Source organism: Aeromicrobium sp. CFBP 8757 (assembly GCF_014841755.1).
Lineage (GTDB): Bacteria > Actinomycetota > Actinomycetes > Propionibacteriales > Nocardioidaceae > Aeromicrobium.
Window position 1 is genome coordinate 253,974 of sequence record NZ_JACYUM010000003.1, and the last position, 23,558, is coordinate 277,531.

The following is a 23,558-nucleotide window of genomic DNA, read 5'->3' on the forward strand; positions in this document are numbered from 1 at the left end:
CAGGGTGATGTACTCGGTCACTTGCCCTCACCCTCCTCGTCGTCGGCGCGGTCGTCGGAGGCCGGGTCGAGCCGGCGGGCCATGTCGTCGACGGCCTCGTCGTAGCCCGAGCGCACCTGGCCGCGACCGATGATGCTCTCGGAGATCGACGCCTCCAGCGGCGTGCCGTCCGGCAGCAGCGCGGGCGTGTCGACGGCGTTGTGGCGGGCGAAGACGCCGGGCGTCGGCGCGTTGCCGGGATGGACGCCCTGCTCGGCGTAGTCGCGCAGTCGCTGGCGGGCCAGGTCGGCCTGCGAGCGCCTGGGCAGCAGGCTCTCGTGGTGGGCCATGACCATCGCGCCGAGGACCGCCGTGATGAGCAGGGCTGCGGTGAACTGCACCGCGAGGACGTACGGACCGAACATCAGGGCCGCGAGGCCCTCGACGTTGCCGTCGGCGTTGGCGGCCTTCAGGCCCGTCGTCGGCGAGACGACGGCCTGGCCGACGATCGTCACCATCACGACGCCGAAGGCCAGGCCCACGGCCGCCGCGGCGAGCCGCTGGCCGCCGATCGTCTCGCGCAGCGACTCCGAGGTGTCGACACCCACCAGCATCAGCACGAACAGGAACAGCATCATGATCGCGCCGGTGTAGACGATGATCTGCACCGCGAACAGGAACGGTGCCCCCTGCGCCGCGTAGAGGATCGCGAGGCTGATCATCACGACCGCGAGGCCGAGGGCCGCGTGCACGGCCTTGCGGGCGAACAGCAGCCCCAGCGCGGCGATCACCATGACCGGCGCCAGGATCCAGAACGTCGTCACTCCCCGCCCTCCGCTTCACCGGTCGGGCCGCTCGACACGTCCACGATGGGCAGCTGCTTGCCGCGGTAGTAGTCGTGGTGGTCGTCGCTGATCATCATCTCGTGCGGCGGCTCGACCATGCCGGGCAGCAGCGGCGCCAGCAGGTCGCCCTTCTCCCAGATGAGGTCGGCCCGGTTGTCGTTGGCCAGCTCGTACTCGTTGGTCATGGTGAGCGCGCGCGTCGGGCACGCCTCGATGCACAGGCCGCACAGGATGCAGCGCAGGTAGTTGATCTGGTAGACGCGGCCGTACCGCTCGCCGGGGCTGTGACGTCCTGAGCCGTCCGGCTCGTCGGTGTTGGACGCGCCCTCGACGTAGATCGCGTCGGCGGGGCACGCCCACGCGCACAGCTCGCAGCCGATGCACTTCTCGAGGCCGTCGGGCCAGCGGTTGAGCTGGTGACGTCCGTGGAAGCGGGGTGCCGTCGGCACCTTCGTGAACGGGTACTGCTCGGTCACGGGCTTGCGGAACATCGTGCGGAACGTCACGCCGAAGCCGGCGATCGGGTCCCACAGGGTCTCCTTGACCGGGTTCGTCATGACCTCACCTCTTTGGCGTCGTCGGTGGCGGCGGACTCGTGCTCGGCGCGCTGGCCGGGCATCGGCGGGACGGGGTAGCCGCCCGCGAAGGCGTCGAACTCGACCTCCTCGGGCTCGGGCGGCTGCTTCTTCTCGGGAATGAAGAAGGTCAGCACGGCCAGCACGCCGACCACGATCGCGACGGGCACGAGGACGTCCTGGTCGAGCATGTCCTCGGCCTTGAGCTTGCGGATGAACGTCACCGCCACGATCCACGCGAGCGAGATCGGGATCAGGATCTTCCAGCCGAAGCTCATGAACTGGTCGTACCGCATGCGCGGCAGGGTGCCGCGCAGCCACACGAAGACGAAGATGAAGAACAGGGTCTTGCCGAAGAACCACAGGATCGGCCAGTAGCCCGTGTTGAAGTAGCCGTCGTCGATCTGGCCGATGCCGAACGGGGCGCGCCAGCCGCCGAGGAACAGCGTCGTCGCGAGCGCCGAGACCGTGACCATGTTGATGTACTCGGCCAGGAAGAACAGCGCGAACTTCAGCGACGAGTACTCGGTGTGGAAGCCGCCGACGAGCTCGCCCTCGGCCTCGGGAAGGTCGAACGGGGCGCGGTTCGTCTCGCCGACCATCGCGATGCAGTAGATGACGAACGACGGGAACAGCGGGATGAAGTACCACATGTCCGACTGGGCGGCGACGATCTCGGACGTCGACATCGAGCCGGCGTACATGAACACCGACACGAACGACAGGCCCATCGCGACCTCGTACGAGATGACCTGGGCGCTGGAGCGCAGGCCGCCGAGCAGGGCGTAGATCGAGCCGGACGACCAGCCGGCCAGCACGATGCCGTAGACGCCGATCGACGTCACGGCCAGCACGTACAGCACCGCGACGGGCAGGTCGGTCAGCTGCAGCGGGGTGACGGTGTCGGTGAACGGGATCGTCACCGCGGGGCCGAAGGGGATCACGGCCCACGCCAGGAACGCGGGGATGACGGCCAGGATCGGCGCGATGATGTAGACCGCCTTGTCGGCGGCCTTGACGACGATGTCCTCCTTGAGCGCGAGCTTGACGCCGTCGGCGAGGCTCTGCAGCAGGCCGAACGGGCCGTTGACGTTGGGACCGATGCGGTGCTGCATCTTGGCCACGACGCGTCGCTCGAACCAGATGTTGAACAACGTGTACACCAAGAGGAACACGAAGATCAGCACCGACTTGAGCGCGACGACCCAGAACGGGTCGTTGCCGAACAGCTCGCTCATGCGTCACTCCTTCCGGTCGCCAGGGAGGCCGCCCGCGGCCGACCGTGAGCGGAGCGAGGCGACCTCACGCACGCACGATCGCTGGGGTTCGCCTCGGGCTCCGCAGAGCTCCTCGCTGGCGAACGGGGGTGATCGGTCGCCAGGGAGGCCGCCCGCGGCCGACCGTGAGCGAAGCGAGGCGACCCGGGACGAGGCATCACAGCGGCGCCCCGGCCGTGAGGGTGACGCGGTCGCCGAACCCGGCACCGAGGGCGGCGCGCAGGTTGACGCCCGAGTTGGTCGGCACCCACACGACGCCGTCGGGCAGATCGGCCACCTCGGTCAGGAACGTAGCGCTGCCCGCGGGCGTCGAGATCGTCGCCGGCCCACCGGGGTCGACGTCGAACGCGCCCAAGGTCGCCCTGCTGGCCCGCAGCACCGCCGGACGTGCCGTCGCCTTGAACTGCGCCTGGCCGTCCTGGCCGCGCCCGTCGTCGACCATCAGCCGCCACGTGTCGAGCACGACGGTGCCCTTCTTCGGCCGTGCACCGGTCCTCGGCTCGACGGCGGGACGTTCGGCGCGCGAGCCGTCCCACGGTCCGAGCTCGGTCATGGCGCGGCGGGCCGACGCGACGGTGCGGAAGCCCAGCGGCTGCCCCATCTCCTCGGCGATCCCCGCGAGCACGCGGATGTCGGTCAGCGAGGCGGGCTGGTGCAGGACCGCCTCGAACGTCCGCAGGCGGCCCTCCCAGTTGACGAAGGTGCCGGGCTTCTCGACGACGGGGGCGATCGGCAGCACGACGTCGGCCAGGGCCGTCACGTCGCTGTGCCGCACCTCGAGGCTCACGACGAAGCCCGCGGCCTCGAGACCCGCGCGGGCCGCGGCGGGATCGGGCAGGTCGTCGAGCTCGACGCCGCCGACCAGCATCGCCCTGAGCGTGCCGGACGCCGCGGCGGCGAGCATCGCGGTCGTGTCGCGCCCCTTCGTGGCGGGGACGGACCGGACGCCCCAGGCGGCGGCCAGGTCGGCCCGCGCCTCGGCGTCCGCCAGCGGGCGTCCGCCGGGCAGCAGGGTCGGCAGGCACCCGGCCTCGACCGCGCCCCGCTCACCGGCGCGCCGCGGCACCCAGGCCAGGCGCGCACCCGACGTCTCGGCGGCGGACACCGCCGCGCTGAAGCCTCCGACGACCGACGCGAGCCGCTCGCCGGCCAGGATGATCGCGCCGGCAGGCAGGTCGAGGGCCGCGAGGGCGGCGGGCTCGTCGCCGGGCGCGGTGCGCACCAGCTCGCCCGACGTCTTGCGCAGCCCCCGCGTGGCGTGGCTCGCGATCGCGACGACCCGCAGGCCGTGCGAGCGGTGCGCCTTGCGCAGCCGCAGGAAGATGCTGCCGTTCTCGTCCTCGGGCTCGAAGCCGACCAGGACGACGGTCGACGCCTTCTCGAGGTCGGCGAAGGTGACGTCGAGGTGCGTCGCGGCGACGTGCGACGCGAGGAAGGCGGCCTCCTCGGCCGAGTGGGCCCGCGCGCGGAAGTCGATGTCGTTGGTGCGCAGCACGGTGCGCGCGAAGGTGCTGTACGCGAAGGCGTCCTCGGCCGTCAGACGTCCGCCGGTCAGCACGCCGACCTTGCCGCCCGCGGCGGCCAGACCGCGACCCGCGACCGCGAGCGCGGCGGGCCACGACGCGACCTCCAGCTCGCCGGTGTCGGCGTTGCGCACCAGCGGCGTCGTGAGCCGGTCGCCCTGCGTCGCGTAGGTGAAGGCGAAGCGGTCCTTGTCGGTGATCCACTCCTCGTTGACGTCGGGGTCGTCGCCCGCGAGGCGGCGCATGACCTTGCCGCGCCGGTGGTCGACGCGGATCGCCGAGCCGCTGGCGTCGTGCTCGGCGATCGACGGCGCCGACACGAGGTCGAACGGCCGGGAGCGGAACCGGTAGTCGGCGCTCGTGAGCGCGCCGACGGGGCAGATCTGGATCGTGTTGCCCGAGAAGTACGAGCTGAAGGGCTCCTCCTCGTAGATGCCGACCTGCTGGCGGGCGCCCCGCTCGACCAGCGCGATGAACGGGTCGCCGGCGATCTGCTCGGAGAAGCGGGTGCAGCGGGCGCACAGCACGCAGCGCTCGCGGTCGAGCAGCACCTGCTCGGACACCTTGATCGGCTTGGGGAACGTCCGCTTGGTCTCGGTGAACCGCGACTCCCCCTGCCCGTGGGTCATGGCCTGGTTCTGCAGCGGGCACTCCCCGCCCTTGTCGCAGACGGGGCAGTCGAGGGGGTGGTTGATCAGCAGGAACTCGAGGTTGCCGCGCTGCGCCTTCTCGGCGACCGGCGACGTGACCTGGGTCTTGACGACCATGCCGGCCGCGACCTCGATCGTGCAGGACGCCTGCGGCTTGGGGAAGCCGCGGCCGTTGCCGGCGTCGGTGATCTCGACCAGGCACTGCCGGCACGCGCCGACCGGGTCGAGCAGCGGGTGGTCGCAGAAGCGCGGGATCTCGGTGCCGATCAGCTCGGCGGCGCGGATCACGAGCGTGCCCTTCGGGACGCTGACCTCGACGTCGTCGATCGTCAGCGTCACGAGCTCGACGGGAGCCTGCGTGTCGGGCGTCGCCTCGATGGTCATGACGCCCCTCCCGTCTCGGTCGCCAGGGAGGCCGCCTGCGGCCGACCGTGAGCGGAGCGAGGCGACCATCCGCTGCGCTCCCTGGCGGGCGTCGTCGTGGTGATCATGCCGTCACCTCTTCCTGTCGGAACAGCATCGAGGCCGCGGGCGGGAACAGCTCGCTCGACGGCGTGTGCAGACCGGCCTCGAACTCGTCGCGGAAGTGCTGGATCGCCGACGTGATGGGGCTCGTGGCGCCGTCGCCCAGCGCGCAGAACGAGCGTCCGAGGATGTTCTCGCACAGGTCGACCAGCAGGTCGATGTCGCCCTCGCGCCCCTGCCCCTCGTCGAGGCGCTGCAGGGTCTGCACGAGCCACCACGTGCCCTCGCGGCACGGGGTGCACTTGCCGCACGACTCGTGCTTGTAGAACTCGGTCCAGCGCAGCACGCACCGCACGACCGACGTCGTCTGGTCGAAGATCTGCAGGGCGCGGGTGCCCAGCATCGAGCCGGCCGCGCCGACCGACTCGTAGTCGAGCGGCATGTCGAGGTGCTCGGCCGTCAGCAGCGGCGTCGACGAGCCGCCGGGGGTCCAGAACTTGAGCTCGCTGCCCTCGCGCATGCCGCCGCCGAGGTCGATCAGCTGACGCAGGGTGATGCCGAGCGGGGCCTCGTACTGGCCGGGCCGGCGGACGTGTCCCGACAGCGAGTAGATGACGAAGCCCTTCGACTTCTCGGTGCCCATCGAGGCGAACCACTCGTGGCCGCCGCGGACGATGGCGGGCACCGACGCGATCGACTCGACGTTGTTGATCACGGTCGGGCTGGCGTAGAGGCCCTCGACGGCGGGGAACGGCGGCCGCAGGCGGGGCTGCCCGCGGCGGCCCTCGAGCGAGTCGAGCAGCGCCGTCTCCTCGCCGCAGATGTAGGCGCCGGCCCCGGCGTGGATCACGAGGTCGATGCCGACGCCGCTGCCGAGGATGTCCTGCCCGAGGTAACCGGCCTCGTAGGCCTCGCGGCACGCGGCGCGGAGACGGCGGATGACGTGCAGCACCTCGCCGCGGACGTAGATGAACGCCTGCTTCGCGTTGATCGCGTGCGCCGCGATGATGACGCCCTCGATGAGGGTGTGCGGCGTCGCCATCATGAAGGGGATGTCCTTGCACGTGCCGGGCTCGGACTCGTCGGCGTTGACGACGAGGTACTTGGGGTTGGGGTTGTCCTGCGGGATGAACCCCCACTTCATGCCGGTCGGGAAGCCCGCGCCGCCGCGACCGCGCAGTCCCGACTCCTTGACGAGCTCGACGACGTCGGCGGGCGCCATCGCCAGGGCCTTCTCGAGCGCCCGGTATCCGCCGGTGCGGCGGTACTCCTCGAGCGTCCAGGCACGGTCGGTGCCCCAGTCGGCCGTCAGGACCGGCGTCAGCAGATCAGTCATCGTTGCCCTCCTCTGCCGTGTCGGCGGGAGACTCCTCGATGAGGGTCTCGGTGCCGGCGCGGGTGGTGTCGGCCTGCTCCTCGGCCTCCTGCTTGGTGTCGGCGACGCCGGCGGTCGACCCCTCGGCGTCGAGGCTCGGCGCCGTCCAGCCGCGCTCGCGGGCGATCTCGAATCCGGCGAGCGACGCCCCCGCGGCCGTGGGGCCCTCGTCGACCCGTCCGTCCTCGAAGCCCGCGATGACCCGCTCGGCCTCGCGCCAGCTCGTGATCGTCGCGCCGCGCGTGGCCTGCACGGGCTCGCCGGCCCGCAGCCGGTCGACGACCTCGATCGCCGACTCGGGGGTCTGCTGGTCGAAGAACTCCCAGTTCACCGTCATGACGGGGGCGAAGTCGCACGCCGCGTTGCACTCGATGTGCTCGAGCGTCACGCGCCCGTCGTCGGTCGTCTCGTCGTTGCCGACGTCGAGGTGGCTCTTGAGCCGCTCGAAGATCAGGTCGCCGCCCATCACGGCGCACAGGGTGTTGGTGCAGACGCCGACGTGGTGCTCGCCCATGGGGCGGCGCTTGTACATCGTGTAGAACGTCGCGACGCCCGACACCTCGGCGGCGGTGATGCCGAGGATGTCGGCGCACACCTCGATGCCCTCGTTGGTCACGTGCCCCTCGGCGGACTGGATCAGGTGCAGCATCGGCAGCAGCGCGCTGCGCGCCTGCGGGTACCGGGCGGCGAGCTCGTGCAGCTCACCCATGGTCACGTCGGACAGCGCCACTAGCGATCAACCCCGCCCATGACGGGGTCGATGCTGGCGACGGCGACGATGACGTCGGAGATCATGCCGCCCTCGCTCATGACCGACGTGCCCTGCAGGTTGACGAACGACGGATCGCGGAAGTGCGCGCGGTAGGGGCGCGTGCCGCCGTCGGAGACCAGGTGGCAGCCGATCTCGCCGCGCGGCGCCTCGACGGCACCGTACGCCTGGCCGGCCGGCACCCGGAAGCCCTCCGTGACGATCTTGAAGTGGTGGATCAGCGCTTCCATCGACTCGCCCATGATGTGCTTGATGTGCTCGGCGGAGTTGCCCTGGCCGTCGGCTCCGACGCTGAGCTGCGCGGGCCAGGCGATCTTCTTGTCGGCGACCATGACCGGCATGCCCTCCATGCCGGCGAGCCGCTCGGTGGCCTGCTCGACGATCTTGATCGACTCCCACATCTCGTCGAGCCGGATCCGGAAGCGCCCGTAGGCGTCGGGCTCGTCGCGGGTCACGACGTCGAAGTCGTACGTGTCGTAGCCCCAGTAGGGCTGCTTGCGGCGCAGGTCCCAGTCGTAGCCGGTCGAGCGCAGCACCGGGCCGGTCAGGCCGAGCGCGAGGCAGCCCGCGAGCTCGAGGTGGCCGACGCCCTTGAGGCGTCCCTTGAAGATCGGGTTGGCGTTGCAGAGCGCGGCGTACTCGGGCAGGCGCTTCTTGAGCAGCGCGACGGTCGAGCGGATCTTCTCGATCGCGCCGTCGGGCAGGTCCTGGGCCACGCCGCCGGGACGGAAGAAGGCGTGGTTCATGCGCAGGCCGGTGATCATCTCGAACAGGTCGAGGATCAGCTCGCGGTCGCGGAACCCGCAGGTCATGACGGTCAGGGCGCCGATCTCCATGCCGCCGGTCGCCAGGCACACCAGGTGCGACGAGATGCGGTTGAGCTCGAGCAGCAGCACCCGCATGGCCTGGGCCTTCTCGGGCGCCTCGATCTCGAGCAGCTTCTCGACCGCCATGACGTAGGCGGCCTCGTTCGAGAACGGCGCGACGTAGTCCATCCGGGTGCAGAACGTGACGCCCTGCGTCCAGGTGCGGAACTCCATGTTCTTCTCGATGCCGGTGTGCAGGTAGCCGATGCCGGCGCGGGCGTCGCGGACGGTCTCGCCGTCGATCTCGAGCACGAGCCGCAGCACGCCGTGCGTCGACGGGTGCTGGGGGCCCATGTTGATGACGAGGCGGTCGCCCTGCAGGTCGGAGACGTCGATCGTGTCCCAGTCCTGGCCCGTGACGGTGAAGACCGGGCCCTCGTTCGAGTCGGTCGTGCCGGCGTAGGGATCTGTCGTCTGGGTCATGAGTAGCTCCTGCGCTGGTCCGGCGGCGGGATCGTGCCGCCCTTGTACTCGACCGGGATGCCCCCGAGTGGGTAGTCCTTGCGCTGGGGGTGGCCGGGCCAGTCGTCGGGCATGAGGATGCGGGTCAGCGCGGGGTGGCCGTCGAACTCGATGCCGAACATGTCCCACGCCTCCCGCTCCTGCCAGTCGGCGGTCGGGTAGATCGGGACGACGCTGGGCACGTGGCGGTCGTCGTCGGGCGTCGTGGTCTCGACCCGGATGCGACGGTTGTGCGTCATCGAGAGCAGGTGCAGGACGACGTGCAGCTCGCGTCCCGTCTCGTGCGGGAAGTGCACCGCACTGACGCTGGAGCAGAACTCGAAGCGCAGCACGGGGTCGTTGCGCAGGTGGGTCACGGCCGGCAGCAGCAGCTGGCGGCGGACGTAGAAGGTGATCTCGCCGCGGTCGACGACGACCTTCTCGATCGCGCCCTCGAGGCCGGCACCGCCGGCGAAGCGGTCGGCGACCTCGTCGAACCAGCCGCCGTACGGACGTTGGCTGGGGCCCGGCATGACGACGGGACGGGTCAGGCCACCGAAGCCGCTCGTGTCGCCCGTGCCGTGCGCGCCGAAGGCACCTTCACGGACCTCGACGACCTCGAGCTCGGTCACGTCGGCCCGCACGAGGTTGTCGTGCGACTCGTGCGAGACGTCCTGCGACCGCGTGCCGGCGTCGCGGGCGTCGCGGTCGCCCCGGGGGTCGGTCATCGTGCGCCACCCCTCATCGCATGAGCCCCTTCATGGCCGAGGTCGGCGTGGCCAGCAGCGCCGTCCTCTCGTCCTCCTTGATCTCGGCGAGGCGGTTCGAGCCGAGCTTGGTGTGCTGGATCTGGTCGTGCAGCTTGAGGATCGCGTCGATCAGCATCTCGGGACGGGGCGGGCAGCCGGGCAGGTACATGTCGACCGGCACGACGTGGTCGACGCCCTGCACGATCGCGTAGTTGTTGAACATGCCGCCCGAGCTGGCGCAGACACCCATCGCGAGGACGTACTTGGGACCGGCCATCTGGTCGTAGATCTGCCGCACGACCGGCGCCATCTTGTTGCTGACGCGGCCCGCGACGATCATCAGGTCGGCCTGGCGCGGCGAGGGCCGGAAGACCTCCATGCCGAAGCGTGCCGAGTCGAACCGGGGCGCGCCGAACGTCATCATCTCGATCGCGCAGCACGCCAGGCCGAACGTCGCGGGCCAGAACGAGGCCTTGCGCATGTAGCCGGCCAGCCCCTCGACCGTCGAGAGCAGGACCCCGCTCGGCAGCTTCTCTTCGAGACCCATCAGGTCCACTCCATTCCGCCGCGGCGCCACTCGTAGGCGTAGGCGATCGTGACGTTGACGAGGAACAGCATCATCGCGAAGACCGCGAACCAGGACATCTGGTCGAAGGCGACGGCGAAGGGGTACAGGAACACGATCTCGATGTCGAAGACGATGAACATCATGGCCGTGAAGAAGTACTTGACGGGGATGCGTCCGCCGCCCTCGGGCAGGGGGCTCGGCTCGATGCCGGACTCGTAGCGGTCGAGCTTGGCGCGGTTGTAGCGCCTGGGACCCGTCAGCGGCGCGATCGCCACCGAGCCGATCGCGAACAGCGCCGCGAGACCCCCGAGCACGAGGATCGGCGTGTAATCCGTCACGGGACCTCCCGGGCCTGGACCGACAGAGCGAAGAACCACTGTGATCGTGCGCTTGTGAATTGCTTCACAACGTGATCACGGTCTCACCCTACGCCCGCCTCGGACCAGGTGTAACTTAGGTCACACTAAGTCAGCCTGTCGCGTCCGCCCCGCCGTCTGGGAGGGGGCTCAGGGCTTGACGGAGTGGTGCAGCGCGACGATGCCGGCCGACAGGTTGTGCCACTCGACGCGACCCCAGCCGGCCTCGACCATGCGCAGCGCGAGGCCCTTCTGGTCGGGCCACGCCCGGATCGACTCGGCGAGGTAGACGTACGACTCCGGGTTGGACGACACCGCGCGTGCGACGGGCGGCAGCGCCCGCATGAGGTAGTTGGTGTAGACCGCGTCGAACGGCCCCCACGTCGGCGTGCTGAACTCGCAGACCACGATGCGTCCGCCCGGGCGCGTGACGCGCAGCAGCTCGCGCAGGCCCGCGATGGGATCGACGATGTTGCGCAGGCCGAACGAGATCGTGACGGCGTCGAAGGTGTCGTCGCCGAACGGCAGCCGCATGCCGTCGCCGGCCGTGAAGGGCAGGGCCGGACGGTCGCGCTTGCCGACCTCGAGCATGCCGATCGAGAAGTCGCACGGCACGACGGTGGAGCCGGCGTCGGCGAACGGCTGGCTCGACGTGCCGGTGCCCGCCGCGAGGTCGAGGATCAGCTCGCCCGGCCTCGGTGCGACGAGCTCGACGACCCGCTTGCGCCAGCGACGGTCCTGGCCCATCGACAGCACGTCGTTGGTCAGGTCGTACTTCTCGGCCACGCCGTCGAACATCCGCGCGACGTCGTGGGGCTGCTTGTCCAGGCCGGCTCTGCTCACCGCCCGATCCTACGACCACCGCAGCACCCGCGCCGTCCGGGCCGCCGCGCGATGCGGGGGTCACGGGTGTCTGACGCGACACATCACGAGCATCCCTCCGGGGCCCCGCGTAGACTCGATCGATGTGAGCAGTCCCGCCGTCGACCCCGAGATCGGTCCCCTCGTGGTCCGGTCCGCGCCGGTCGACGACCCCGGTGAGCTGCTCTCGCTGCTGCCCCCCGACGACGCGTTCGCGTGGGTGCACGGCGGCGACGGACTCGTCGGCTGGGGACGCGCGACCGAGCTGCGCACGTCCGGCCCGGGCCGCTTCGCCGAGGCCGCCGAGTGGTGGCGCGAGCTGTCGTCACACGCCGTCGTCCGCGACGAGGTCGACACCCCCGGCTCGGGTCTCGTGGCCTTCGGCTCCTTCACGTTCGCCGACGCCGCCGAGGGCAGCGTCCTGGTCGTGCCCGAGGTCGTGGTGGGACGCCGCGACGGCGTCGCCTGGGTCACGGTGATCGGCACGGGCATCGCCGCGACCCCCGCGGTCGCCCCCACGACGCCCCCGCGCCCGCCGTCGGGCGCGACGTTCGTCGACGGCCCGGTCGACGGTGACGCGTGGAAGGCCCTGGTCGCCGAGGCGGTCCAGCGCATCCAGGCCGACGACCTCGACAAGGTCGTGCTGGCGCGCGACCTCGTCGCGACGCTCGACGAGCCCCTCGACGTCCGCGCTCCCCTGGCCCGCCTCGCGGCCGACTACCCCAGCTGCTGGACGTTCCACGTCGACGGCTTCTTCGGGTCGACGCCCGAGATGCTGGTGCGTCTCGAGCGCGGCCTCGTGACGTCGCGCGTGCTGGCCGGCACGATCCGACGCACCGGCGACGACACGCACGACCTGGCCCTGGCGGGCTCCCTCGCGCGGTCGAGCAAGGACCTCGAGGAGCACGAGTACGCCGTGCGCTCGGTCGCCGACTCGCTCGCCCCCCACTGCACGAGCATGAACGTGCCCGAGACGCCGTTCGTGCTGCACCTGCCCAACGTCATGCACCTCGCGACCGACGTCACGGGCGTCATGAAGAACGGCGCGAGCGCCCTGACGCTGGCCGCGTCGCTGCACCCGTCGGCGGCGGTCGGCGGCACCCCGACGCCCGACGCGGTCCGCCTGATCGACGAGATCGAGCGGCTCGAGCGCGGCCGCTACGCCGGACCCGTCGGCTGGATCGACGCCCGGGGCGACGGCGAGTGGGGCATCGGCCTGCGCTCGGCCCAGGTCGAGGACGACGGCCGCACGGTGCGGCTGTTCGCGGGGTGCGGCATCGTCGCCGACTCCGTCCCGGCCGACGAGCTCGCCGAGTCGAGCGCCAAGCTCATCCCCGTCCGCGAGGCGCTGACCTCCTAGCGGTGGATCCGCGCCTCCAGCGACTGACCCATGATCCGGGCGGCCAGCAGGCGGTGCAGGCCGTCGAGGTGCCACCACCCGTTGCCGTCGTCGACCTCGTAGACCTTGGCCGGCTTGAGCGTCTCGCCCGCGTCGAGCCGCGTCAGGTAGTAGCTGACCTTCGCGACGCCGACGAGCTGCTGCGGCGTCATCACGACGGTGTGCGGGCCCAGCACGACCGAGTCACCGGTCGCCGTGGGGGTGCGCTCCTGCTTGAGCTGCAGGGGGCCGGCGAACACCACCGCGAGCCACAGGAGCCGCCGGGTGCTGACGACCTTGTCGTCCTTGGTCATGCGGATGAACTCGTCCAGCCGCTCCATCGAGTCGTCGTCGAGGTCCGTCGGCGGGCCGGCCAGCTTGGGGCCGAGCCTCGGCAGACGCACCGCGACGCCCTCAGCCGGCCGTGACCGCGGAGAGCGTCGGCCGGCGGGGCGCGAGTCCGTCGCCGGACGACGTGCCCGTGAGCCGGCGCCTGACCCACGGCCCGGCGTGCGTGCGGGCCCAGTCGAGGTTGGCGGCGCGGCGGTCGGCGGCCGACAGCACCGGACGCTCGTCGAGCGGCAGCGGCTGCAGGTCGTGCTCGAGGCCCAGGGCGTCGAGCACCGCGATCGCCATCCGCTGGTGACCGGCCGACGACATGTGCATGCGGTCGCCGTCCCACAGGCGGTCGTCGCGGTAGTCGCGCAGGCGCCAGAAGTCGACCAGCGTCGCCCCGTGCCGGTCGGCGACCTCGCGCACGAGCTCGTTGTAGATCGCGAACCGTCCGCGCAGTGCGCCGAAGACCGGCGAGCCGCCCGGGTCGTACGCCGTGAACACGACGACGCGGGCACCGGATGCCGCGAGCCGCCCGATCGCGTCGTCGTACGCCTCGATCAGGCGGTCGACGTCGATGCGGGGGCGCAGGACGTCGTTGGCCCCCGCGTAGATCGTCACGAGGTCGGGCGACATCGCGACCGCGGGCTCGACCTGGTCGGCCACGATCTGCAGCAGCTTGCGCCCGCGGATCGCGAGGTTGGCGTACTGCACGTCGTCGCCGGTCAGCTGCGCGGCGACCCGGTCGGCCCAGCCCCGCACACCGTTGGGGCGGGTCTCGTCGGGGTCGCCGACGCCTTCGGTGAACGAGTCGCCGAGGGCGACGAAACGGTGGTAGGTCACGCGGCCAGCGTAGCCCTCAGTCGTCGAGCAGGCCCCTGCGGCGAGCGATCGCCGCCGCCTCGGTGCGCCCCGCCGCGCCGAGCTTCGCCAGGATGTTGGAGACGTGCACCGACACGGTCTTGGTGCTGATGAACAGCCGTGTGCCGATCTCGCCGTTGCTGCGACCCGCGGCCACCTGCTGCAGCACCTCGCGCTCGCGCGGCGTCAGGTCGACGTCGGCGCGGACCGGTCGGGGCGAGAGCCGGTCGAGCTCGGCCAGCAGGGGGCGGGCGCCGAGCCCGACGGCGGTGGCACGGGCCTCGGCGACCAGCCCGGCACCCTCCGCGTCGTCGCCCGACGCCACCAGCACCGCCGCGAGCCGTGCCGACGAGCGGGCCGTCTCGTAGGGGTCGCCGAGCCCGACGAACCCCTCGCGCACGGCGCGCCAGGCCGCGACCAGGTCGGCCGACGACGCGGCGCCGGGCCCCGATCCGGCGAGCCAGTGCAGGCGGGCGACCTCGGCGTGCGCCCGCGCCTGCCACGCGAGCCCCTCGGGCCCGAGCGGCTGGGTCGTGCGGGCGGCCCGCTCGACGTCCGCGAGCAGCTCGGGCACCTGGTCGACGAGCAGCTGCTGCCCGGCACGGTCGAGCGTGCGCACCGCGCCGGCGTACTGCCCGACCAGCAGCGCGACGAGCCGGATGCGGGCCGGGAAGTCGGGCTCGTCCCACGAGCGGGTGTGCAGCTCGACGAGGTCGTCGTAGTGACGCCGCGCCGCCGCCAGGTCTCCGCCGGCGCCGGCGAGCTCGACGAGGGCCGACGTGCCGTGGATCGCCGATGCCTGGTCGTGGCGCCACAGCGCTCGCTGCGGCAGGGTGCGCTCGATCTGGGCCGTGTCGCCCCGTCCGGCCGACACGAGCAGCGACACCGCCGTCAGGTAGGCGTCGAACTCCGGCGGCGCGCCCGCACGGACCGCCCCGAGCTCGAGCGCCTCGTCCCAGCGCCCCCGCATGAAGGCGACCAGCACGCCGAAGAACCGGCCGTCGAAGCCGTAGGGGCCCCACGACCACCCCGTGCGGGCGGCGCGGCGCCTCTCCTCGTCGAACGTCTCGGCGGCGGCGTCGAGCTCGCCGGCGTTGAAGTGGACGAAGGCCATCTGGTTGAGGCCCCGCAGCTCGCCCAGCACGTGCCCCGAGGCGCGGGACGCGTCGATGAGCTCACGGAACGCCTGCATCGTCTCGTGCGAGCCGTCGCCCGACCGGGCCAGCAGCCGGGTGACGGTGGCCTTGGCGTCGAAGATGACGGCCTCGGCGCGCGTCGCCTCGCCGATCCGCAACGCCTGCTCACCCCACTGCGCGGCCTCGCGGTCGCGCCGCCGGTTGGCCAGCACCCGTGCCCGCAGGGCGGCGACCTCGCCCCGCAGGACCGTCGGCTCGTCGGGCACGACCTGCGTCGCGCGGACGCTCGCCTGCTCGGCGTCGGCGTCGAGGTTGGCGAAGTAGCTCGTGTTGCCGATCGCGACGAGCAGGCGCCCGTGGCAGTCGCGGTGGACGTCGGTGGCCAGGCCCGCGAGGTGGTCGCGCAGCAGCCCCAGCGCGCGCATCAGCTGGCCGGACGTGACCAGGGCGTTGGCGGCGTCGATCACGAGGTCGATCTCGTCGGTGCCGCCCGGTGCCGCGTCGATCAGGTCGAGCGCCCGCTCGTAGTGCTGGGCCGCCTCGTCGTAGCCGGCGACGCGACCCGCGGCCTCGGCGGCGCGCACCGTGGCCGTGAAGGCCGTCTCGCGCTGCCCGGCGGCCAGGGCGTGGCGGGCGACCGTCGCCGGCGGGGCGTCGTCCGGGAGCGCCGCCAGGAAGGCGGCGTGGATGCGGCGTCGCTCCCCCGGCAGCAGGTCGTCGCGCAGCGCCTCGCCCAGCAGGGCGTGGCGGAACACGTAGTCGTCCGACCCGGTGCGGCGCAGGACCTTGTGGTCGACCGCCGCGACGAGGGCGTCGTCGAGCTCGTCGTCGCTGAGCCCCGCGGCCGCCGCCAGGGCCGTGAACCCCTCGCGCCCGTCGGTGACCGACGCGGCCCGCACGAGCCGTCTCGCACCGTCGTCGAGGCGCTCCAAGCGCACCAGGAGCAGATCGCTCAGGGTCTCGGGGAGCGACGAGCGGTGGTCGGCGAGGCCGGCGTCGAGCAGCTCCTCGACGAAGAAGGCGTTGCCGCCGGCCCGTTGCACGACGGCGCGCAGCCCCTCGGCCGGCAGCTCGGCCGTGGAGCGGACGCGGGCCAGGTCGGCGACGTCGGCGTCGGCGAGCGGCTCGAGCTCGACGCGGCGCACCCGCGGCAGCCGCACCCACTCGCTCAGCGCCTCGCGCAGCGGGTGACGTCGGTGCAGGTCGTCGGCGCGATAGCTGACGACGACGTGGACCGCCCCGCGGAAGCCCTGGGCGAGGACGTAGCGGATCAGGTGCCGCGTGGAGGCGTCGGCCCAGTGGGCGTCCTCGATGACCAGCAGGACGGGACGCTCGGCGGCCAGCGAGTCGAGCGCCGCGACGACCGACGCGAACAGCTCGGCGCGCTCGACGCCGGGGCCCGGGGCCGCCGACGGCCGCGGCAGGAGCGGACCGAGGGCCGGAAAGCGCTCGGCGAGCGCGTCGCGCTCGGCGTCGGACAGGCCCGAGAACGCCTCGGCGAACGGCTGGTAGGGCAGCGCGCTGTCGCCCAGGTCGAGGCAGTGGCCCGCCATGACGCGGTGGCCGGCCTCGCGGGCCGCGGCACCGAGCTCGCGCAGCAGGCGGGTCTTGCCGATGCCCGCGTCGCCGCCGAGCAGCACGACGTCGCGCGCCTCGGGGGCCGTGACGCCCGCCAGGCCGAGCAGCTGGTCGAGCTCGCGCGTGCGACCCACCAGTCGCGTCGACGGAGCCCTGGTGTCAGCCATGCCGACCATCATGGCCGACGCCTCGGACGCTGCGGGCACGTCCGTCACACCTGACCCGATCGACCCGTCGCCCAGGCCGCGAGCCGCAGCACGAGGCCGCGCCGCGACCGCCGGCGTCCGGGTCGCAGGAGGCGGCCGGACGGGCCGGCGGGTGCGCGCTCGATCGTCATGGCCCGAGCCTCGCACCGCGCGGCCCCGGCCCGCATCGGACGATCTCCCTAGACACGGGCCGCAGGTGCCTCAGATCGTCCCAGCCGATCGTCCCGACCACAGGCCGAGCGAGCGCAGCGAGCGACGGCAGACGCCCGGGCGTCAGCCCGGCTGGCGCGAGGGACGAGTGCCAGGTGCGGCGACGAAGGAGCCGCGCGTCACTTGAGCGTCTGCTTGCCGCCGTGCAGCAGCGTGATGAGCTGCGCGACGCGGCCGTCCTCCTTGGCGCCCCGCTCGAACGACGTCAGCATCATGACGGGCTTGAACTTCTGCCGCGTGATGGCCTTGGCGTACGTGAACTCCTTGAGGCCGTCGGGCCCGTGGATGCGACCGAAGCCCGACTGCCCGACGCCGCCGAACGGCAGGGTGGGCACGCCGGCGAAGGCGATGACCGAGTTGACCGACGTCATGCCCGAGCGGATGCGCCGGGCGATCTCCATGCCCTGCTTCTTGGAGAACACGGCACCCGCGAGGCCGTACGACGTCGCGTTGGTCAGCTCGACGGCCTCGTCCATGCTGCGGACGGGGTTGATCGCGAGGGTCGGGCCGAACGTCTCCTCGGTGATCTCGGTCGAGTCCTCGGGCACGTGGGTCAGGATCGTCGGCTGGACGAAGCGCTCGCCGACGGCGTCCGAGCCGCCCAGCGCGACGTGCGCGCCCTTGGCGATCGCGTCGTCGATGTGGCTCTGGATGACCTTGAGCTGCGACGGCATCGTGATGGGGCCGATCTTGGCGCCGGCGTCGGCGCCCGCGCGCAGCCCCTTGGCCTGGCCGAGGATCTCGGTCATGAACGAGTCGAAGACCTTCTCGTGGACGTAGACGCGCTCGGTGCCGATGCAGGTCTGGCCGGCGTTCGACATGCCGCCCCACAGCGCCGCCTCGGCGGCCTTGGCGAGGTCGGCGTCCTCGTCGACGATCAGCGAGTCCTTGCCGCCGGCCTCGATGATGACGGGGGTCAGGTTCTCGGCGCACGCCGCCATGACCTTCTTGCCGGTCGGGCCCGACCCGGTGAAGGCGAGCTTGTCGACGTCGGCGGTGCACAGGGCGTTGCCGGTCTCGCCGAGGCCCGTGACGACCTGCAGCACGGGGCGACCGTGCACGACCTCGGTGAACGTGTCGGCGAGCCACTGGCCCACGCCGGGCGTGTACTCGCTGGGCTTGAACACCACGGTGTTGCCGGCCGCGAGGGCGTAGGCGATCGAGCCCATCGGGGTGAAGACGGGGTAGTTCCACGGCCCGATGACGCCGACGACGCCGAGCGGCTTGTACTCGACGGTCGACGCCTGGTTGGCCATCAGCAGGCCCGACCTCACCTTGCTGGGCCCGAGCACCTTCTTGGCGTTCTTCGCGGCCCACGCGACGTGGTCGATCGCGAGGATGATCTCGAGCTGCGCGTCACCGTGCGGCTTGCCGGTCTCGCGGTGCGACAGGTTGGCGAGCTGCGCGATGCGGCGCGTGATGACGCTGCGCCACGTCAGCAGGTGCTCGGCGCGCTCGTCGAAGCTCAGGGCCCCCCACCAGCCGGCGGCCTCGCGGGCCCGGGCCACGGCGGCGTCGACGTCGGCCTTGGACGTGACGGGGTGCGTGCCGACGAGGTCGCCGTTGGCGGGGTCGAGCGAGTCGAACGTGTCGACGGGGGCGTCGGCGGAGGCGGTGGCGGTGGGGGTGGGGTCGAGCGTGGCGGTCATCGTGGCTCCTGCTTCTAGGCGGTGCGGATCAGGTCGGCGCACTTCTCGCCGATCATGATGGTGGGTGCGTTGGTGTTGCCGCGGGGGACGCGGGGCATGACCGAGGCGTCCGCGACGCGCAGTCCGTCGACGCCGTGGACCTTGAGCTCGGGGTCGACGACGCTGCCCTCGACCGTGCCCATCGCGCACGTCGCGACGGGGTGGTAGAGCGTCTGGCCCAGCGTGCCGATCGTGTCGATGATCTCGTCGTCGGTGGGATCGGCGGACGCGGGCATCCACGGCTCGTCGAGGTAGCGGGCGATGGGGCCCTCGCGCAGGATCGCGAGCGCCCGCCGGTAGCCGCCGATCATCGCGTCGAGGTCGGCACGGTCGTCGAAGTAGCCGGGGTCGATCGCGGGGTGCCACGTCGGATCGGCCGAGCGCAGCGTGATGCTGCCCTTGCTCTGCACGTTGACGAGCGTCACGGCGGTCGTCAGGGCCCGGCGGGTGGGCTCGTGCATGCCGTTGTCGTAGAAGCCCGTGGGGGCGACGTGCAGCTGGATGTCGGGGACGTCGAGGTCGTCGCGGGACGTGAAGAACGCCCCGGTCTCGGCGACGTTGGAGCCCAGCGGCCCCTTGCCCGTCGCACGCCACTTGAGCAGGTTGCCGAGCCCCAGCATCTCGGCGACGTCGGTCGTGTCCTTGGTGTAGCTGAGGATGCCCGAGACGGGGTGGTCCTGCAGGTTCTGCCCCACGCCGGACGACTCGACGACGACGTCGATGCCCATCTCGCGCAGGTGCGCGCCCGGGCCGATGCCCGACAGCATCAGCAGCTGCGGGCTGTTGATCGCACCGCCGCTGAGGACGACCTCGGCGTCGGCGCGCACCTCGAACGTCTCGCCGCCGCGCGTGTAGGCGACACCGACCGCGCGGGTGCCCTCGAGCAGGATGCGGGTCACGAAGGCCTCGGTCAGGACCGTCAGGTTGGGGCGGTCCTCGGCGGGGTGGATGTAGGCGTCGGCGACCGACCAGCGCCGCCCCTTCCTGCACGTGACCTGGTAGAGGCCGATGCCCTCCTGCGAGGCACCGTTGAAGTCGGGATTGCGCTTGAGGCCGGCGGCGACGCCCGCCTCGACGAACGCGGTGCTGAGCTCGTGGTCGTACTGGCGGTCCTCGACGTGCAGGGGCCCGTCGGTGCCGTGGAACGGGTCGCCGAGCCGGGTGTTGGACTCGGCCTTCTTGAAGTACGGCAGCACGTCGTCGAAGCCCCAGCCGTCGGCCCCGTAGCCGTCGCGCCACTCGTCGTAGTCGGCGTGGTTGCCGCGGATGTAGATCATGGCGTTCATCGACGAGCAGCCGCCGAGCGCCTTCATGCGCGGCCAGTAGGCGCGCCGACCGGCGAGGTGCTTCTGGTGGGTCGTCTCGTAGTTCCAGTCCCACTTGGTCTTGAACAGCGTCGAGAAGCCCAGCGGCATGTGGATCATCTCGTCGTCGTCCTGCGGTCCCGCCTCGAGCAGCAGCACCGAGACCTGCGGGTCCTCGGTGAGCCGGGCGGCGATCACCCCACCGGCGCTGCCCGATCCGATGACGACGTAGTCGAAGGTCGAACTAGCCATGGGCCCTCTTCCAGCTGGTGACGTGGGCCACAAACCTACTGCGAGTATGTCCGTGACACAACAGGTGTCAGCGATCCAGGACGGCCCGGATCGACGCCCCGATCCGTGCGTCGAGCTCGCGACGACCTGTCCGGTCGACGGGCACCTCGAGCACGCGGATGCCGGCGACGTCCTCGGCGAGGGCGGCGGGCAGCGCGGCGACGTCGACGAGGCGGTGCGGCACGCCGTAGCCGCGGCACAGCGTGCCGATGTCGGCGCCCGTCGGCGTCGCGAAGACGCGCTCGAACGAGGTCGCGAAGTCGGGGGCGCCCTGCTCGAGGGTCGTGAAGATGCTGCCGCCGTCGTCGGACGCCACGACGACGGTCAGATCGGGCCGCGGCTCGCCGGGACCGATCAGCAGCCCGTTGCTGCCGTGCAGGAACGTCAGGTCGCCGACGTAGGCGATCGCGCGGCTCGACGGGCGCCCCAGGGCCGCGCCGATCGCGCTCGACAGGACGCCGTCGATGCCGGCCAGCCCCCGGTTGGCGATGATCAGCCGCTTGCCGCCGACGGGGTAGGGCCGCGCGACGAGGTCGAGGTCGCGGACGGGGCTCGACGAGCCGACGAACAGCAGGCCGCCGGGCGGCACCGCCGCGTTGACGGCCCGTGCGACGTCGTAGTGCGTGCCGGTCGTCAGGTCGTCGACCACGGCGGTCGCGAGCGCGTCGTCGGCCAGCCACTCGTCGAGCCACGACGACTCGTCGACGCCGCCCGCCGCGACGCGGTCGACGAACATCACGTTCGGGCCGGCGGGCACGGGGAACGTCGCCTGCGTGCCGACGTGCACGACCGGGACGTCGGTGCGCGCCAGCAGCCGGGCGACCGGACGCGTGAGCGTCGCGTGGCCGAGGCTGACGACGCGCTCGATGCGGCGTGCGAGCGGCGAGTGGACCAGCAGCTGGCGGTACGTCACGAGGGCCTCGCCGTTGCGCGAGCCCGACGACGGCTCGGCGAGCAGCGGCCAGCGGGCGTCGCGGGCCAGGACGCGGGCGGGCTGCCGGGCGTCGTCGCCGGCCACCACGACGGTGCGGGGGCCGATGTCGAGCACGTGGGGCTCGCCGTGCTCCTCGCCGCGCATCGTCCGCTCGGGCGGACCGAGCGGCTCGAAGCCCCACTCGACCGGCTCGAGGAGCGGCTCGTCGAGCTCGAGGTTGAGGTGCTGGACGCGTCCTGACAGCTCGTCGACGCGGTCGGTGAACGGGACGCCCGGGAAGATCGCGCGCTGGTCGGTCGTCTGGTTGGCACCCGTGCCACGCAGCCGTGCGGGCCGGTCGGCCGTCACGGCGAGCACCGGGACGTCGGCGTGCAGCGCCTCGAGCATCGCCGGGTGCAGGTTCGCGACCGCCGTGCCCGACGTCGTGACGACCGGCACGAGCCGGTGCGAGCCCTTCGCGAGGCCCAGCGCGAGGAACGCGGCCTCGCGCTCGTCGACGCGCACGTGCAGCCGCAGGACCCCGGCCCGCTCGGCCGCGAGCAGGCCCACCGCGAGCGGCCCCGAGCGCGAGCCGGGCGACAGCACGGCGTCGCGCACCCCGAGCGTGATCAGCGAGTAAATCAGCCGCCGCGCGTCCCCCGAAGCGCTCATGCCAGCACCGCGCGGACGGCCGAGAGGCGGGCCTGCCAGCGGGCGTCGGTCTCGCCGTCGGCGGCGACCCGGTCGTAGGCGGCGAGGTCGAGGGCCTGGCGCCCGACCGGCAGGAAACCGTCGACCGGGACGAGCGGGGACGCCACGACGTCGCCGTCGAGCAGCGACGTCGTGGCCAGCCCGCACGCGTAGGGCAGCTCGGGCAGGGCGGCCGCCAGGGCCAGGCCCGCCGCGAGGCCGATCGAGGTGTCGACGGCGCTCGACACCACGACGGGCAGACCGATCTGCTCGGCGATGCGCAGGGCCGCGTGCACCCCGCCGAGCGGGGCGACCTTCAGCACCGCGATGTCGGCGGCCTCGAGCTCCACGACACGGAACGGGTCGTCGGCGCGACGGATCGACTCGTCCGCCGCGATCGGCACCCCCACGCGCCGGCGGACGGCGGCGAGCTCCTCGACCGTCGCGCACGGCTGCTCGACGTACTCCAGCCCGTGGCTCGCGAGGTTCAGGGCCGCGATCGCGCTGACCGCCTCGTCGACCGTCCAGCCGCCGTTGGCGTCGACGCGCACCCGGCCCCGGGGGCCGATGGCGTCGCGCACGGCCTCGACCCGGTCGACGTCGTCGGCGAGCGTCTGGCCCCGCTCGGCGACCTTGACCTTGGCGGTGCCGCACCCGCTGGCGCGCACGATGCGCGCGGCCTGCTCGGGACCGACCGCCGGGACGGTGCAGTTGACCGCCACGCGGTCGCGGACGGCAGCGGGCCAGGGACGCTCGGCGGAGTCGATCGCCGCCGCGAGCCACGGGGCGCTCTCGCGGGCGTCGTAGTCGAGGAAGGGGCTGAACTCGGCCCAGCCGGCGGGGCCCTCGATCAGCATGCCCTCGCGCCGCGTGATGCCGCGGAACGTCGTCGGCATCGGGATCGAGAAGGTACGGGGCTGCACGAGTGGCAACTTACCGCCACCGACCTACGTTGGAGACATGACTCGTATCGCCATCGTCGGAGGCCACGGCAAGATCGCCCGCCTCCTCATCCCCGTCCTCGTCGACGCCGGCCACCAGCCCGTCGCCCTCGTCCGCAACCCCGACCACGCCGCCGAGCTCCAGGGCCTCGGGGCCGAGGTCGTGCTGCTCGACATCGAGAAGTCCGACGACGACGACTTCGCCCAGGCCTTCACGGGCGCCGGAGCCGTCGTGTTCGCCGCGGGAGGTGGCGGCGACGGCAACATCGAGCGCAAGAAGACCGTCGACCTCGGCGGCTCGCTCAAGTCGATCGCCGGGGCCACCGCGGCCGGCGTGCGCCGCTTCGTCCAGATCTCGGCGATCAGCGTCGACGAGCCCCTGGCCGATGACGTCGAGGACTCGTGGAAGGCCTACGTCGAGGCCAAGCGCGAGGCCGACGTCGTCCTGCGCGCCAGCGACCTCGACTGGACGATCATCCGTCCCGGCGGCCTGACCGACGACGACGCGACGGGTCAGGTCACGCTGGCCGAGACGGTCGAGCGCGGCGAGATCCCCCGGGCCGACGTCGCCGCGGTCATCGCGGCCGTGATCGAGGACCCCACGACCCACCACCGGCAGTGGGAGGTCGTCGGTGGGTCGACGCCGATCCCCGAGGCGATCGCCGCAGCGGTGGGCTAGCGACCCGTTCCCGCCCCCCGGCGGTGGGCTGGCGACCTCTCACGGACGTCG

Annotated in this window: 21 protein-coding genes; 2 read left to right on the plus strand and 19 right to left on the minus strand. The window is 72.2% G+C overall.

Annotated features, from left to right (window positions below; translation table 11 throughout):
• Nucleotides 1–17: 17 nt before the first annotated feature.
• The 11 genes from IFT73_RS10880 to IFT73_RS10930 all read right to left on the minus strand — a co-directional run bounded on the left by IFT73_RS10880 (nt 18) and on the right by IFT73_RS10930 (nt 11,281).
• Nucleotides 18–803: an NADH-quinone oxidoreductase subunit J gene (locus IFT73_RS10880; protein ID WP_192167628.1), complete on the minus strand. Its 786-nt coding sequence runs from the start codon at nt 801–803 to the stop codon at nt 18–20.
• A complete protein-coding gene (nuoI, locus tag IFT73_RS10885; RefSeq protein ID WP_192167629.1) occupies nt 800–1,381 on the minus strand; it encodes an NADH-quinone oxidoreductase subunit NuoI in 582 nt (193 codons plus the stop codon). The genes IFT73_RS10880 and nuoI overlap by 4 nt, the downstream gene beginning before the upstream one ends.
• A complete protein-coding gene (gene nuoH, locus IFT73_RS10890; protein ID WP_192167630.1) occupies nt 1,378–2,637 on the minus strand; it encodes an NADH-quinone oxidoreductase subunit NuoH in 1,260 nt (419 codons plus the stop codon). Before nuoH ends, nuoI begins: the two co-directional genes overlap by 4 nt.
• 196 nt (nt 2,638–2,833) lie before the next feature.
• On the minus strand, nt 2,834–5,233 hold the full coding sequence (locus tag IFT73_RS10895) for an NADH-quinone oxidoreductase subunit G (RefSeq protein ID WP_192167631.1): 2,400 nt from the start codon (nt 5,231–5,233) through the stop codon (nt 2,834–2,836).
• Nucleotides 5,234–5,336: 103 nt separating this feature from the next.
• Complete coding sequence (gene nuoF, locus IFT73_RS10900; protein ID WP_192167632.1) at nt 5,337–6,650, minus strand: NADH-quinone oxidoreductase subunit NuoF; 1,314 nt, start codon at nt 6,648–6,650, stop codon at nt 5,337–5,339.
• Nucleotides 6,643–7,398 (minus strand): NADH-quinone oxidoreductase subunit NuoE, encoded by a 756-nt coding sequence (nuoE, locus tag IFT73_RS10905; RefSeq protein ID WP_192167633.1) that lies wholly within the window; start codon nt 7,396–7,398, stop codon nt 6,643–6,645. Before nuoE ends, nuoF begins: the two co-directional genes overlap by 8 nt.
• Nucleotides 7,399–7,418: 20 nt before the next feature.
• Complete coding sequence (locus tag IFT73_RS10910; RefSeq protein WP_192167634.1) at nt 7,419–8,747, minus strand: NADH-quinone oxidoreductase subunit D; 1,329 nt, start codon at nt 8,745–8,747, stop codon at nt 7,419–7,421.
• Nucleotides 8,744–9,493: an NADH-quinone oxidoreductase subunit C gene (locus tag IFT73_RS10915; protein ID WP_192167635.1), complete on the minus strand. Its 750-nt coding sequence runs from the start codon at nt 9,491–9,493 to the stop codon at nt 8,744–8,746. Before IFT73_RS10915 ends, IFT73_RS10910 begins: the two co-directional genes overlap by 4 nt.
• A 13-nt stretch (nt 9,494–9,506) precedes the next feature.
• Nucleotides 9,507–10,061, minus strand: a complete 555-nt coding sequence (locus tag IFT73_RS10920) for an NADH-quinone oxidoreductase subunit B family protein (RefSeq protein ID WP_056605838.1) — start codon at nt 10,059–10,061, stop codon at nt 9,507–9,509.
• Nucleotides 10,061–10,420, minus strand: a complete 360-nt coding sequence (locus IFT73_RS10925; RefSeq protein ID WP_056605836.1) for an NADH-quinone oxidoreductase subunit A — start codon at nt 10,418–10,420, stop codon at nt 10,061–10,063. Before IFT73_RS10925 ends, IFT73_RS10920 begins: the two co-directional genes overlap by 1 nt.
• 168 nt (nt 10,421–10,588) lie before the next feature.
• Nucleotides 10,589–11,281 (minus strand): demethylmenaquinone methyltransferase, encoded by a 693-nt coding sequence (locus IFT73_RS10930; protein ID WP_192167636.1) that lies wholly within the window; start codon nt 11,279–11,281, stop codon nt 10,589–10,591.
• A 124-nt stretch (nt 11,282–11,405) separates the two neighbouring features.
• On the opposite strand from IFT73_RS10930, the gene IFT73_RS10935 reads away from it, so the two are divergent.
• Nucleotides 11,406–12,659, plus strand: coding sequence for an isochorismate synthase (locus IFT73_RS10935; RefSeq protein WP_192167637.1), 1,254 nt, complete (start codon nt 11,406–11,408; stop codon nt 12,657–12,659).
• On the opposite strand, the gene IFT73_RS10940 is transcribed toward IFT73_RS10935, so the two are convergent.
• The 8 genes from IFT73_RS10940 to IFT73_RS10970 all read right to left on the minus strand — a co-directional run bounded on the left by IFT73_RS10940 (nt 12,656) and on the right by IFT73_RS10970 (nt 22,810).
• Nucleotides 12,656–13,081, minus strand: a complete 426-nt coding sequence (locus IFT73_RS10940) for a hypothetical protein (protein WP_192167638.1) — start codon at nt 13,079–13,081, stop codon at nt 12,656–12,658. The genes IFT73_RS10935 and IFT73_RS10940 overlap by 4 nt on opposite strands.
• A 10-nt stretch (nt 13,082–13,091) precedes the next feature.
• The gene (locus IFT73_RS10945) at nt 13,092–13,853 is read right to left on the minus strand and encodes a GDSL-type esterase/lipase family protein (RefSeq protein ID WP_192167639.1); all 762 of its coding nucleotides are present in this window, start codon (nt 13,851–13,853) and stop codon (nt 13,092–13,094) included.
• 16 nt (nt 13,854–13,869) lie between these two features.
• On the minus strand, nt 13,870–16,752 hold the full coding sequence (locus IFT73_RS19425; protein WP_192167640.1) for a helix-turn-helix transcriptional regulator: 2,883 nt from the start codon (nt 16,750–16,752) through the stop codon (nt 13,870–13,872).
• 44 nt (nt 16,753–16,796) lie between these two features.
• Nucleotides 16,797–16,922 (minus strand): hypothetical protein, encoded by a 126-nt coding sequence (locus IFT73_RS19300; protein WP_256435491.1) that lies wholly within the window; start codon nt 16,920–16,922, stop codon nt 16,797–16,799.
• 198 nt (nt 16,923–17,120) lie between these two features.
• Nucleotides 17,121–18,650 (minus strand): aldehyde dehydrogenase family protein, encoded by a 1,530-nt coding sequence (locus IFT73_RS10955; RefSeq protein ID WP_192167641.1) that lies wholly within the window; start codon nt 18,648–18,650, stop codon nt 17,121–17,123.
• Nucleotides 18,651–18,664: 14 nt separating this feature from the next.
• A complete protein-coding gene (locus IFT73_RS10960) occupies nt 18,665–20,245 on the minus strand; it encodes a GMC family oxidoreductase (protein WP_192167642.1) in 1,581 nt (526 codons plus the stop codon).
• A gap of 67 nt (nt 20,246–20,312) precedes the next feature.
• Nucleotides 20,313–21,869 (minus strand): 2-succinyl-5-enolpyruvyl-6-hydroxy-3-cyclohexene-1-carboxylate synthase, encoded by a 1,557-nt coding sequence (gene menD, locus IFT73_RS10965; protein ID WP_192167643.1) that lies wholly within the window; start codon nt 21,867–21,869, stop codon nt 20,313–20,315.
• The gene (locus IFT73_RS10970) at nt 21,866–22,810 is read right to left on the minus strand and encodes an o-succinylbenzoate synthase (protein WP_192167644.1); all 945 of its coding nucleotides are present in this window, start codon (nt 22,808–22,810) and stop codon (nt 21,866–21,868) included. The genes menD and IFT73_RS10970 overlap by 4 nt, the downstream gene beginning before the upstream one ends.
• A gap of 37 nt (nt 22,811–22,847) precedes the next feature.
• Between IFT73_RS10970 and IFT73_RS10975 the strand changes: the two genes are divergently transcribed.
• Complete coding sequence (locus IFT73_RS10975; RefSeq protein ID WP_192167645.1) at nt 22,848–23,507, plus strand: SDR family oxidoreductase; 660 nt, start codon at nt 22,848–22,850, stop codon at nt 23,505–23,507.
• The last annotated feature ends 51 nt before the right edge of the window (nt 23,508–23,558 follow it).